General features: G+C 46.8%; 7 protein-coding genes. All 7 read left to right on the forward strand.

Annotated features, from left to right (window positions below; all coding sequences use genetic code 11):
* The first annotated feature begins 142 nt into the window (after positions 1-142).
* The gene (locus ABDW33_RS02065) at positions 143-3,676 is read left to right on the forward strand and encodes a SusC/RagA family TonB-linked outer membrane protein (protein ID WP_343688409.1); all 3,534 of its coding nucleotides are present in this window, start codon (positions 143-145) and stop codon (positions 3,674-3,676) included.
* A 10-nt stretch (positions 3,677-3,686) separates the two neighbouring features.
* Positions 3,687-5,270 (forward strand): SusD/RagB family nutrient-binding outer membrane lipoprotein, encoded by a 1,584-nt coding sequence (locus ABDW33_RS02070; protein ID WP_343688410.1) that lies wholly within the window; start codon positions 3,687-3,689, stop codon positions 5,268-5,270.
* A gap of 26 nt (positions 5,271-5,296) precedes the next feature.
* Positions 5,297-5,908 (forward strand): hypothetical protein, encoded by a 612-nt coding sequence (locus ABDW33_RS02075; RefSeq protein WP_343688411.1) that lies wholly within the window; start codon positions 5,297-5,299, stop codon positions 5,906-5,908.
* A gap of 13 nt (positions 5,909-5,921) precedes the next feature.
* The gene (locus ABDW33_RS02080; protein ID WP_343688412.1) at positions 5,922-7,217 is read left to right on the forward strand and encodes a M20/M25/M40 family metallo-hydrolase; all 1,296 of its coding nucleotides are present in this window, start codon (positions 5,922-5,924) and stop codon (positions 7,215-7,217) included.
* A 96-nt stretch (positions 7,218-7,313) separates the two neighbouring features.
* Positions 7,314-10,019 carry a M14 metallopeptidase family protein gene (locus ABDW33_RS02085; protein ID WP_343688413.1) on the forward strand — a complete coding sequence of 902 codons (2,706 nt, stop codon included), beginning with the start codon at positions 7,314-7,316 and terminating at the stop codon, positions 10,017-10,019.
* Complete coding sequence (locus ABDW33_RS02090; RefSeq protein ID WP_343688414.1) at positions 10,016-11,464, forward strand: amidohydrolase; 1,449 nt, start codon at positions 10,016-10,018, stop codon at positions 11,462-11,464. The genes ABDW33_RS02085 and ABDW33_RS02090 overlap by 4 nt, the downstream gene beginning before the upstream one ends.
* Positions 11,465-11,474: 10 nt before the next feature.
* Positions 11,475-14,183, forward strand: a complete 2,709-nt coding sequence (locus ABDW33_RS02095) for a M14 metallopeptidase family protein (protein ID WP_343688415.1) — start codon at positions 11,475-11,477, stop codon at positions 14,181-14,183.
* The last annotated feature ends 56 nt before the right edge of the window (positions 14,184-14,239 follow it).

A 14,239-nucleotide genomic window follows, 5' to 3' on the forward strand; every position in this document is an offset into this window, starting at 1 on the left:
TTCTACTGTTGAGAGGAAAAGAGAGTCTCTACCCATAATTATCTTTTGCTTTAAAGAATGATGCCCCTGCATGCACTACGTAAGAACGTGGTCAGGGAATGCTTTGCCTTAATCAACCAGAAATCTACAAAGTAAAACGTCTATGCGTGTACAAGCTTTTATCACCAGAGGCATACGGATGGCGCTGCTCGTCTGTCTATGCGGGAAGATGGCCTATGCCCAGAGTATTCTGAACAAAAAGATCTCACTACAGGCTGATGATGAGAGTCTGCGTAATGTACTCGGCCAGATCAGGAACAAAGCCGACGTAAAATTTGTGTACAGCTCCAATCACATTGATATGGACACAAAGATAAGCGCCCGTGCCAAGGATGAAGAATTAGGTAGCGTACTCAATAAAGTATTGGGACAACTGGATATTAAATATGTCGTGAACGATGGTTTCATTATCCTGAAAGATCACAGTGAACAAAACATTATTACAGCTCCTGCGGCGGATACGACTATCAGGGGAAAGGTGCTGAGTGAGAATGGGGAACCTTATCCCGGTACAACGATTGTGGAAAAGGGCACGAGCAACGGTGTGACTTCCGGCGGGGATGGTTCTTTTACCCTGAAAGTAAAAGCAGGCGCAACACTTGTAGTCACCGCTATCGGCTATCACGTCATGGAAATACCTATACGCGATGCCAGCCTGATCCAGTTGAAAGCCGCTGTCAAACAACTGCATGATGTAGTTGTGACAGCAGCAGGTATTGCCCGTCAGAAGACCAGTCTGGGTTATTCCGTGAGTACGGTATCTTCCGACAAACTGGCGCAGAAATCTGAACCAGATCCGGTGCGTGCCCTACAAGGTAAAGTAGCGGGTGTGAATATCTCTTCTGCCGGTGGGGTAGCAGGTGGTGGTACGAACATCACCATTCGTGGTAACTCTTCACTGAATGGGAACAACCAGCCGCTCTTTGTCGTTGACGGGGTGCCTTTTGATAACAGTACTTTTGCCAGTGTAGGCGCATCTACCGTAGGTGGTGTAGGTGTTACCAACCGTGCCTTTGACCTGGATCCGAATAATATTCAAAGTATGACGGTACTGAAAGGTGCTGCTGCTGCGGCATTGTATGGATCCAGAGCAGCCAATGGCGCCATCATCATCACCACGAAAGCCGGTAAGAAGAAAACCCGTAAAGGCACTGAGATCACTTATAATGCCGGTTATTCTATTGAACAGGTGGCCGGCTTACCAGAATACCAGACCAAATACGGACAGGGCACGAACAACGATTATCGCCAGGGTGTTTACGCTTCCTGGGGGCAGCCTTTCGTAGGTGTGGAGAGTATGCTGCCAACCCGTGCCACCGTTCCCCACCAGTTGACAAGACAATTCAGTGCTGCTATTTTCCCGGAGTTTTATCAGGCTGATGGTGTGACACCTATACAGGTGCCCTACCGTTCTTATGCCACCCAGAATGCAAAGAACTTCTTCCGCACGGGTAATGTATTTGAGAATGCAATTTCTATCTCATCAGGTACTGAGAGAGGTAACTTCACCGCAGGTTTTTCTAATACAGATAATAAAGGTGTAGTACCTGAAAATGAAATCAAGCGTACTTCTGTGAACATTGGCGGGAACATCAAACTTGAAAATAAATTCTATGCCAGCGGTGCTATCAACTATGTCACTACCCGTCAGAAAACGCCGCCGGTCGGTGGTTTGACAGGCTCCATCATGTCTACACTGATGTATGTGCCCACCAGTTACGACCTTACCAACTATCCCTACGAAAACCCTGTTGATGGAAGCAATGTGTATGATTATACCGGTATTGACAACCCTTACTGGTCTGTAAAACACAGTCCCAACACCAGTGATGTAGACAGGTATTACGGTAACCTGATTGTCGGTTTCGACCCGTTCACCTGGCTCAACGTTCAAAATACAATCGGTTTCAATGCCTATACCGATCGTAGAATGAGTGTGAGAGGAAAAGGTTCTTCTTCCTATTCTGCCGGTAGCATCACCACCGATAATATTTACAGGCAGGAACTGGACAATACCCTGTTACTGACTGCCACCCATGCTGTCACCTCCGATGTATCTGTTCGTGCGATCCTCGGTAACAACGTGAACCAGCGCTTTACAGACCGTAAAGCATTTTATGGGGATAATATCATTGTAGCAGATCTGCATGATATTAACAATACCAGCTCTATCACCGGTGTACAACTCACGAACAACAGGAACCTGCTGAAGCAACGGTATTACGCCTTCTTTACAGATATCACATTTGATTATAAAAACTATTTATCCCTGAACCTTGTAGGCCGGAATGATATATCTTCTACGCTGCCTGCTAATAACCGCAGTTACTTTTATGGAGGTGTAAACGGATCACTGGTGTTTACAGAAGCCTTTCAGCTGCCTAAAGAGGTGCTGAACTTTGGTAAAGTGAGAGCAGGTTATACCCGTGTGGGAAACGAAGCGTCTCCTTATCAGACAGCTGCCTTCTACCAGATCAATGCCATCCTGGGTGGTGCATCTACACCTTCCAATGTAGGGCTGCCATTCACACCTGCCGGCGGCAGCACCTATAATATCGTAACACAATCCAACCTGCTTACAAATGCGAACCTGAAACCGGAGTTCATTACCGAATTAGAATTGGGTACGGAATTACAGTTCTTTAATAACCGCATCGGTATTGATTTCACTTTCTATAACAAGCGCAGTACTTCACAAATCTTTGAAGTAACGGCAGCACCTTCTTCCGGTTATACCACACAGATCCTGAACCTGGGTGAGGCGACCAACAAAGGGATTGAGATTGGTTTCAACGCATCGCCGATTCAAAAGAAGAATGGTTTCAACTGGGACATCAATGCCAATTTCACCCGTAACCGCAATATGATCAAAAACCTGGGTGGATATGAGAAATTCAGTTATGGTGGTACAAACGGAACCAGCAGCGTACACATAGTCGGGAGCCCTTATGGTTTGATCCAGGGTACGGCCTATGCACGTGACGATGAAGGGAACATCCTCATAGACCCCAGTACCGGTAAACCATTGGTATCCGGTTCACTGAAAGCGATTGGTAATCCTAATCCTGATTTTATCGTTGGTATCACCAATACGTTCCGCTTCAGAAATATTTCACTGAATGTGCAGTTTGACTGGAAACAGGGAGGACAGATGTATTCCAATACTGTAGGTCAGATGATGTCGCGTGGTGTAACCCGTGATACTGAAAAGCGTGAATTCCAGCTTGTATCGCCCGGTGTACTCGGCGATGCCAATACCCTCACACCATTGCTGGATGAAAGCGGGCATAAGATTAAAAACAACGTGGCGATGTCTTATGAAGATCACTTCTTTAATGGTGGTATGGGGCCTGGTGGTGTGATGGAAGGATCCATCTTTGACGCAACGGTGTTCAGGCTGCGCGAAATAGGGCTGGCATATGAACTGCCAAAGAGCTTCCTGGGCAGAACCCCATTCGGCTCCGCCAGCATTTCTGTAACGGGTCGTAACCTGTGGTACAACGCGCCGAACTTCCCTAAATACAGCAATTTCGATCCTGAGGTAAGTTCTTTGGGTGTGGGTAACTCACAGGGGTATGATAACCTGTCTGTTCCTACTACCAAGAGATATGGTGTCAATTTAAGGTGCTCATTCTAATTGTATGATTATGCAGTCAAAAACGCTCTTATATACTTTTCTGATAGCAGGCCTTTGTTCCTGTAAGAAGTTTGTAGATATCAATACAGATCCCAACAACCCAACTACTGCACAGCGCTCCCTGTTGCTGCCTTCTACCGAAGTGTCGATGGCTGCCAACATGTACGAGCTGAATAGTGGAACTGAAACCTTTGTACAACACACCGTGTTCTCTTCTGACCTGGGTCGTTATCAACAACAGGGTACCAGTTTCGATGAACCATGGGATGGTTTCTACAGCCAGACCCTGAATGACCTGGAAGCTATCATCAGCAGCGGGACTGCTGAAAATGACTGGGGATATGTGGCCATCGCAAAACTGGAGAAAGCATACCTGGTGAGCCTGATGGTGGATATGTGGGGAGACATTCCGTATACCGAGGCAGAGAATGGGCAAACCAATGTCAGTCCTGCGTTTGACAAGGGAGCCACTATTTATGAAAGTGTGCTCACCCTGATAGAAAGTGCGCTTGCAGATGCAAATAAAGTAACAACCAATACCCTGGTACCTGCTGCTGCCGATATGATGTACAGCGGCACGAAGGCTTCCTGGATCGCGATGGCACATTCACTTCAGCTGAAGTTGTACAACCAGATCAGGTTAGTAGATGCTACCCGCTCCGCTACAGCCATCAAGGCGCTGGTGACCGATTCTACGCTCATCAATAGTAACAGCCTGGATTATACTTTCAGGTTCGGGCCATTACAAAACCCGAACAACCGTCATCCATGGCATCGTTCAGAGTACCAGTCCAGCAAGACATTTTATATGAATCAGGCGTTTATCGATCTGTTGTTTAATAATGATGATCCAAGATTGCGCTATTTCATTTTCAGGCAAAATGCAACGGCCGGGTTGAACAACTCTACCAACAGTAATGGTTATTATGGCCGCAATCCCGGGGATGGTACAGCAGCACCTGCAGATCTGAACCGTCGTTCTACCTTTGGCATCTATCCTGCCGGCGGTTTGTACGACAATGCCAGTATCAATAACCTACCTGCTACCAATCAATACCTGACCAATACAGATGCGACAGGTAGCGTGAAGGTAGTGGCATCTACCGATGGTACAGGGTCCGGTATTATTCCCCTGATCACCAACGCCATGGTAAAGTTCATCCGGGCAGAAGCTGCACTCACGCTGGGTACAGGGGATGATGCCCGTCAGAATTTTGCAGATGGCATCACTGCACATCTGAATAGTGTGAGCGCTTTTAGTGCGACACGGGGAGGCGTGACAATGTCAACCGCAACGATCACAGGCTTTGTAAACAAGCAATTAGCAGCGTATGATGCCGCGGATGCTGCGGGCCGGTTATCGCTGGTGATGACACAGAAATATATCGCGACTTATGGCAATGGCATGGAGACTTATAATGATTACCGTAGAACAGCATTGCCTGTATTGCGTACGCCATTGTCGCCACTCAATACCTTCCCGCTGCGCTTATATTATTCACAGACAGAACTGAGTGCCAATACCAGTCTGGGCGAGAATGTGAGCAGCCTGCAGGTAGCGCAGCAGGTGACACCGGTATTCTGGGATAAATAAGATTCTTATCAACCAAATTATTATTTATGAAGCCAATTTGCGTTCTTTTAATATTATTAATTTGTGCCTGTAAAAAGGCGCATTATGAATGGGAAGATTATCAATATACAGCTGTTCCCATTGTCACGATAGATACAACCAAATCAGCACTGGCAACCCGTCAGGCAGGGAAGGTGGTCTTCTTCAACAAGAAGGATGCTAACCTGGCATCGCAGCAGTTTTCATTTACGCTGGCATGGGCAGGGTTCAATAAAGTGACGGTGACTTCTATCGAAGTATACAACAGTTACAACAAGGCAGAAAGCAGTGTACCCGCTTATCCATTAGTGATATCATCGCCGGGTAATCAATATCCCAATATAGCACAGTTCCCGTTGCCCAGTATTGTTGGGACGAATGACCATTTGTACCAAACCGTCACAGAATTCCCAAAAACTTTTATCTTCACAGCAGCGGAACTGGCTGCACTAAATAATGTTGACCTTAGTGCAGTGGCTGTCAACGATTATTTTCTTTTCAAATTCATTGTGAACCTGTCTGACGGCAGGAGAATTGTCACCTTCTACAATAATATCTGTGATGAGTCCCGTGGCGAACCGGGAGACTGCCGGGTAGGTGTAAGATTTAAGAACCAGTAAATAAACAGGGAAAATGAAAAAGTTGATCTTGACAGCTGCACTGTTACATACAGTGATGAGTAGCTATGCGCAGGACCGAAAAGGCGTAGCCGATAAAAAGTACGTGACCGAAATCAGATTGCTTGCAGAGAAACCAATAGTAAAGAAAGCCTTTCAGACGATTGTGGACATGGAACCACAGACGATCGCTCATCATATTTTGCTAACAGAAATTCCCGCGCCTCCCTATAAGGAGGAGGTGCGGGCCAGGCAATATGCAGCTATGCTCAAGGCCGCCGGTGCAGATAGTGTGTGGACCGATAATGTTGGAAATGTGATCGCATTGCGTAAAGGCAAAGAAGGAAAGAAAACGGTCGTACTCGAAGGACATATGGATACAGTCTTTCCTGAAGGTACAGATACCAAAGTGCAGCATAGGGGTGATACGCTGGCAGCACCGGGTATAGCGGATGATACAAGGGCATTGTCAGTTGTACTGACTGTGCTCACAGCGATGGAGAAGACAGGTATTGAAACCAATGCCAATGTACTCTTTATTGGCACGGTGGGCGAAGAAGGACAAGGAGACCTGAGAGGGGTGAAGAACCTGTTCAGTGACAAAGGCCCGGGAAAGATAGATAGCTATATCGCCATAGATGGCTGGATGAGTGCACATGTCAATCACAGGGGGTTAGGCTCACACCGTTACCGTATTACCTTCAAAGGTCCGGGTGGACATTCTTCCGGTTCTTTTGGATTAGGTAATCCGCACAATGCATTGGGCAGAGCCATTGCTTACTGGTGTGTAGCCGCAGACTCGCTCACAAAGGCGCCTGGGTTACGATTGACGTATAATGTTGGTGTAATAGGCGGTGGTACTTCGGTCAATTCCATTCCTTTTGAAAGCTGGATGGAAGTGGATATGCGGTCAGAGAGCCCGGAGCGTGTGGATAACTGCGATAAACTCTTACATGCGGCTGTTGACCGCGCACTGGCAGAAGAAAACAAGATGAAGAAATCAGGTCCTGATCTTACCGTAGAGATGAAGCTGATCGGTGATCGTCCTTCAGGTGTGGGTGATACTGCGCAACCATTGATCCAGCATATGATGGCGGTGATCACTTATATGGGCGACTCACCCTCGTTAACGGTAGGCTCTACTAATTCAAACATTCCTATATCCAAAGGCATCCCCGCTATTACCATTGGTACGGGTGGTGTAGGTGGCAATGCCCACGCACTGCCTGAGTGGTGGGTGAACGACAAAGGATATAAGGGCATTCAGCAGGCATTATTGATCTTATTGGCAGAAGCCGGGATAGCAAAATAAGGAGTGTGTTTGTGTTTTGAATAATTAAACGCCGTTGATTGCTAACGCCAGTTCTTAAAAATCGAAAGTGGGTTATAAATAAATAACAAAAGGCTTATGACTAAACCATTCTACGGTATGGTGCTTTTGCTGACGCTTACATTGACGACAGCATGGGCACAACAACAGGTCCCTTCTCCAAAAGAACATTTTGGTTTCAACATTGGAGACGATTATCAACTGGCTAACTATACCCAAACGGAAGCTTATTTTAAAAAGCTCGCAGCCAGCAACAGAACAAAGCTGATGGACATCGGACTTACAGAAGAAGGCCGGCATCAGTACATGTTGATCGTGTCTGCACCTGAAAATATACAGCAGCTGGAGAAGTACAAAACCATCTCCCGGCAGCTGGCACATGCCGAAGATCTTACTGACGACCAGGCAAAAGCACTGGCTGCCACCGGTAAAGCGGTGGTATGGATTGATGGTGGTTTGCATGCTACAGAAGTAGTGGGTTCTCATCAACTCATCGAAAGTATGTATCAGTTAGTGACACGTACTGATGAGGAAACAATGAACATTCTGCAGAACGTGATCATCCTCTTCACGCATGCAAACCCCGATGGTCAGGAGCTGGTCGCTAACTGGTATATGCGTACAGCAGATCCGAAGAAGCGGGCGATGAACATACCCCGGTTGTATGAGAAATATGTAGGCCATGACAATAACAGGGACTTTTATATGATGAATATGAAGGAGAGCCAGAACATCGCCAGACAACTGTTCGTAGAATGGATCCCGCAGATTATGTACAACCATCACCAGCGTGGACCTGCAGGCTCGGTACTGGCAGGACCTCCCTACCGGGATCCTTTCAATTATGTATTTGATCCGCTGATCGTAACGAGCATCGATGCCGTAGGTGCTGCGATGAATAACCGGTTGAATGCAGAGAATAAACCCGGTTATACACAGCGGGGTGGTTCCCAGTTTTCCACCTGGTGGAATGGTGGTTTGCGTACTGCTCCTTACTTTCATAATATGGTAGGTCTGCTTACGGAGATCATTGGTGGCCCTACACCTGAAACTGTGCCACTGGCACCGGAAAGGTTGATTCCGAATGGTGCTACGCCTAACCCGGTGGTACCACAGGAATGGCATTTCCGCCAGTCAATAGATTACTCTGTATCGTTGAACTATGCCGTGTTGGATTATGCGGCGAAATACAGAAGTACTTTGTTGTATAACATTTACCACATGGGTAAGAATGCTATTGACAGAGGGAATGAAGATCACTGGACATTCTACCCGCGTTTTGTGGATAGCATCAAATTAGCTGCTTCCAAAAAAGATACTGCAAAGAAAGAAGAAGGTGGTGGGGACTTGTCACTGGGTAAAGAAGATACGATTGCCAATACCTATTTTGCTACATACTTTAAGAATCCTGCTTACAGAGATGCGAGAGCGTATATCATTCCTGCTGACCAGGAAGACTTTCCGACTGCTGTGAAATTCATCAATGCCCTCAGCCGTGCAGGAGTGACTATTCACAAAGCAACGGCAGATTTTACCATAGCGGGCAGAAAATATCCTGCGGGTTCTTATGTCGTGAAAGCTGCGCAGGCCTTCCGTCCGCATGTGCTGGATATGTTTGAACCACAGGATCATCCAAATGATTTTCAATATCCAGGTGGTCCGCCTATCCGGCCTTATGATGCAGCTGGTTGGACATTGGCTTTCCAGATGGGCGTGAAATTCGATCGGATACTCGATGGATTTACCGCACCGTTGGCACAGCTACCTTACGGACAGGTTGAATCGCCAGCTACTAAAGTGCTCCCTACAGCGAAGAAGGGGTATTATTTGCACCCATCTGAAAATAATACATTCATTGCCGTGAACGATTTATTGAACGCCGGTATCAAAGTATCACGTGTTCCATCAGGTATTTTTTATGTGCCTGTTTCTGCAAAAGCCACAGCTATATTGACAGCATCCGCAACTGAACAGGGTATAACAGTGACTGCTGCTGATGTGGTGCCTACAGGCCTGAAACCTGTGAACCCTGCCCGTATCGCTATCTGGAATACTTATGGCGGTTCTATCCCGGCAGGTTGGTTGCAATGGTTAATGGAGCAGTATCATTACAAATACACGATGATCTATTCGCAGGAAATAGACAAAGGTGACCTGCATAAGAAGTATGACATCATCTTATTTGCAACAGGTGCTATTCCTGATACAGGCAAACCTAAGCGTGATAATTACTGGTTTGGAAAACTGCCTAAGCCGGAAGAATTATCTGCTGAATTCAAGCCCTGGTTGGGCCGTATTACTGCTGATACTTCTGTGCCACAGCTAAGGAAGTTCCTGGAAGCGGGAGGGAGTATTGTAACGATTGGTACGAGCACTAACCTGGCTTATCATCTGAAGCTCCCGGTTAAAAATGCGTTGATCGATCCTAAAACCAATAAGACATTGTCGGGTAATAAACTTTATATACCGGGAAGTCTGCTCATTGCTGATGTAGATACGACGGCTATAGAAAACGCTGGCATGCATGCGAAGACAGATGTGTATTTCGATCGTAGTCCGGTGTTCAATGTGAGCGGCGATGTGAAGAAACTCATGTGGTATGCAACAACGACTCCTTTACACAGTGGCTGGGCATGGGGACAGCAATACCTGAAAGACGGGGTTGCTGCATTTGTAGCACCGGTGGGCAGTGGTAAATTATATGCCTTTGGTCCGGAGATCACCTTCCGTGGCCAATCGCACGGCACCTTTAAGTTACTATTCAACCAATTGTATAAATTATGAAGAAAGTGATATTGTCCCTGCTTTGTTGTGCACCGTTTTTCGGCTATGCACAGAAGGCAAATAAAGATAAAACGGCGATCCTTGCAGCACTCGATGCGCAGTCTGCAACTTATACAACGATAGAACAAAAGATCTGGGGCTTTGCCGAAGTAGGTTACCAGGAGGTGAAGAGTTCTGCTTTGCTGCAGGAGAAGCTCACAGCGGAGGGGTTTACTGTAAAAGCGGGCATTGCCGGTATTCCTACTGCTTTTGTAGCTACTTACGGTAGTGGTGAACCTGTGATTGGCATTCTCGCAGAGTTTGATGCGCTGCCAGGTTTGTCGCAGGAAGCGAATCCTGAAAAGAAGGCGATCGTCCCTGAAGGTGCCGGTCATGGTTGTGGACATAACCTGTTTGGTACTGCATCGGTCGCTGCAGCAGTTGCTGTGAAAGACTGGATGAAAGCAAGTGGTGGTAAAGGTACATTGCGGGTATATGGTTGTCCTGCAGAAGAGGGGGGCTCTGGTAAAGTGTATATGGTAAGAGCAGGTTTGTTCAACGATGTGAGTGCAGTATTACACTGGCATCCGGGCAATGATAATTCTGCAGGTATAGCACCCTGGTTAGCGAATAAGAACGCGAAATTCCGGTTTTATGGTATTGCATCCCATGCAGCCGGTGCGCCTGAAAAAGGCCGGTCGGCGCTGGATGGTGTGGAAGCCATGGATTACATGGTAAACATGATGCGTGAACATGTACAGCAGGATACCCGTATTCATTACGTGATCACCAAAGGCGGTGATGCACCGAATGTAGTGCCTGCCTTTGCTGAAGTGTATTACTACGTGCGTCATCCGGATATGCAGGTGGTAAAAGATACCTGGGACAGGCTGGTGAAGTGTGCAGAAGGTGCTGCATTAGGCACAGGTACTACCATGAAGTATGAAGTAATCGGCGGTGTGTATAACATGATGCCCAATGAAACATTGTCACACATGATGGATAAGAACCTGCACATCGTGGGTGGTTTTAAATATACTGCTGAAGAAAAGGAATTCGGGAAAAAGATCCAGGCGTCTTTTATCGATCAGAAGAACATTCCTGATATGGACAGTGCCACTATGAAGGTACAGCCATTTACGATTGTGAAAGAAGGAGGTATCGGATCATCTGACGTAGCGGATGTAAGTTGGGTAACGCCAACCGCCGGTATGAGTGCAGCTACGTTCGTAGCTGGTTCCGGTGGGCATAGCTGGCAGAATGTGGCCGCAGCAGGGTCCAGCATTGGCGCAAAAGGGATGATGGTGGCTGCCAAAACCATTGCCCTGACGGCCTATGACCTGTTCAATGATCCTGCAGCCGTAGCATCGGCACAGGCTGAGCTGAAACAGCGCAGAGGAAAAGATTTCAGGTATGAAGCCATGCTGGGAGACAGAGCCCCGGCACTGGATTACAGGAAGAAATAAAATAGTTGTAATGAAACAGGTATTATCCGCTATCATATTATGTTGTGCCACTACTTTGTATGGGCAAACAGTTCCTTCTCCCAAAGAACATTTTGGTTTCAATATGGGAGATGATTACAAACTGGCAAATTATACACAGACAGCCGCTTATTTTCAAAAGCTATCCAATAGTCCCCGTGTAAAACTGGTAGATATTGGTCTTACTGAAGAAGGCCGACATCAGTATATGCTTGTTATATCATCGCCTGAAAATATTCAGCAATTAGAAAAGTATAAGAAGATCTCCCAGCAACTGGCACGTGCAGAAGGTATCAGTGACATACAGGCAAGAGCCATGGCTGCTACGGGTAAAGCGGTCGTGTGGATAGACGGCGGTTTGCATGCAACTGAAGTAGTCGGTTCGCATCAGCTCATCGAAACTGCTTACCAGTTAATCAGCAGGAATGATGATGAAACCAAACGCATACTTGACAATGTGATCGTATTGATGACGCATGCGAACCCGGATGGACAGGAGCTGGTTGCAGACTGGTACATGCGCCATGCCGACACATTGAAGCGTACTACTGACCAGGTGCCGGTGTTATACCAGAAATACATTGGTCATGATAACAACCGTGACTTTTACATGATGAATATGAGCGAAAGTGTCAACATGGGGAAGCAGCTGTTCCTGGAATGGATGCCCCAGATCATGTATAATCATCACCAGCGCGGTCCGGAAGGCTCTGTGTTAGCAGGGCCGCCTTACCGCGATCCGTTCAACTTTGTATTTGATCCGCTGATGATTACCGGGATCGATGCATTGGGTGCTGCCATGTACAATCGCCTGAATGCAGAAGATAAACCCGGATATACCAGGTTGAATGGTTCCAGTTTCTCTACCTGGTATAATGGTGGATTACGTACTACCACACAGTTTCACAATATGATCGGGTTGCTCACAGAAATCATTGGAAATCCTACCCCGGAGAAGATACCAGTGGTGCCACAGCGGCTGATTCCAAATGGAGCTACTCCTAATCCGGTATTGCCGCAGGAAGTATGGCATTTCCGGCAGTCTATCGACTACTCGGTATCGTTGAACTACTCAGTACTGGATTATGCTGCCAGGCAGCGTGATGAAGTCTTGTACAACATTTACAAGATGGGTAAAAATGCAATAGATCGTGGTAACAGGGACAACTGGACATTATCACCAAAAGGTGCCAATGCGATTACAGCGGCGTATAAAAAAGATAAAAATGATACGACTAAAGATGATGGCAGTGATCCTTACGGCTGGATGAAAAGGGGAAGTAATATTCCCATGTCTTACTATGAAGCTGTGTATAAAAATCCAGCTACGCGCGACCCGAGAGGATATATCATCACCACAGATCAGGCAGATTTTCCAACGGCTGTAAAGTTCATCAACGCACTGATCAAAACCGGTATTAGTGTACAGAAAGCGAGTGCAGCGTTTACCGTAGCAGGCAGGCAGTATCCCGCGGGTTCTTACATCGTACGTACCAACCAGGCTTTCCGTCCGCATATACTGGACATGTTTGAACCACAGGATCACCCGAATGATTTTCAGTATCCCGGAGGTCCTCCTGTTCATCCATACGACGCTGCGGGCTGGACCCTGGCTTACCAGATGGGCGTACAGTTTGACCGGATATTAGATGATTTCAGCGGGCCGTTTACACCAGTGCCTTATGGCGAATTGCAGCAGGTAAAAGCAGGTGTGTTACCTGTAAGTAAAGGTGGCTACTTATTAAGCGGCAAACAGAATGATGTATTTACAACCGTCAATAAGATGCTGCAGGAAGGGATAGATGTGTATAGAACAAAGACGGGGGATTTTTATGTAAGCAATAAGAAAGAAGCAGTAGCGCTGTTGGGCAATGTGGCAATGAATGTAAAGCCATTAAGTAAACGGCCTTCAGATCTGCAGGTAATAAAGCCTGCCCGTATAGGATTGTGGGATAACTATGGTGGTTCTATTCCTTCAGGATGGGTAAGATGGTTGCTGGAGCAATACAAGTTTCCATTCAGGGTGATATATGCAAAAGACATTGATAAAGGCGACCTGAAAAAGGATTTCGATGTAATTGTATTTGTAACACGTGCTATTCCACCTGTATCAGGAGAAGAGCCGAACCGGTATGGGTTTTCACAGAAGGCACCATTGCCGGAGGATATTCCTGCGCAGTACAGGGGGATGTTAGGCAAGATTACCAAAGATACAAGTATCCCCCAGTTAAAAGCTTTCCTGGAAGCAGGTGGTGATATCGTAACCATTGGGACCAGTACAAACCTGGCTTATCACTTAGGTTTACCGGTGCACAATGCATTGGTAGAAAATGGCAAGCCATTACCGGGTACAAAGTATTTTATACCGGGTAGTATTCTGAAGGCTAATTTCGATAGCACGCTTTTGCCGGCATGGGGTATGCCTGCCAGTGGTGACATCAACTTTGATAACAGCCCTGTGTTTAAGATCGATGCAGGTGCGAAGGATGTACATCCCATTGCCTGGTTTAGTACAGATACACCTTTGCACAGTGGCTGGGCGTGGGGACAGGGTTATCTGAAAGGTGGGGTGGCCGCCTTTTGTGCACCGGTCGGCAAGGGTATGTTGTATGCCTATGGCCCCGAAGTGACATTCCGGGGACAGTCGCACGGTACATTCAAGTTACTCTTCAACACACTATACCAGGAAGGGGGGCATTAAGCCCCCTTTTTTTTGTACCGAAAAATCCGCTTATATTTCCGGTACTATTCAACAAC

The sequence above is a fragment of the Chitinophaga sp. genome (assembly GCF_039596155.1).
GTDB lineage: Bacteria > Bacteroidota > Bacteroidia > Chitinophagales > Chitinophagaceae > Chitinophaga.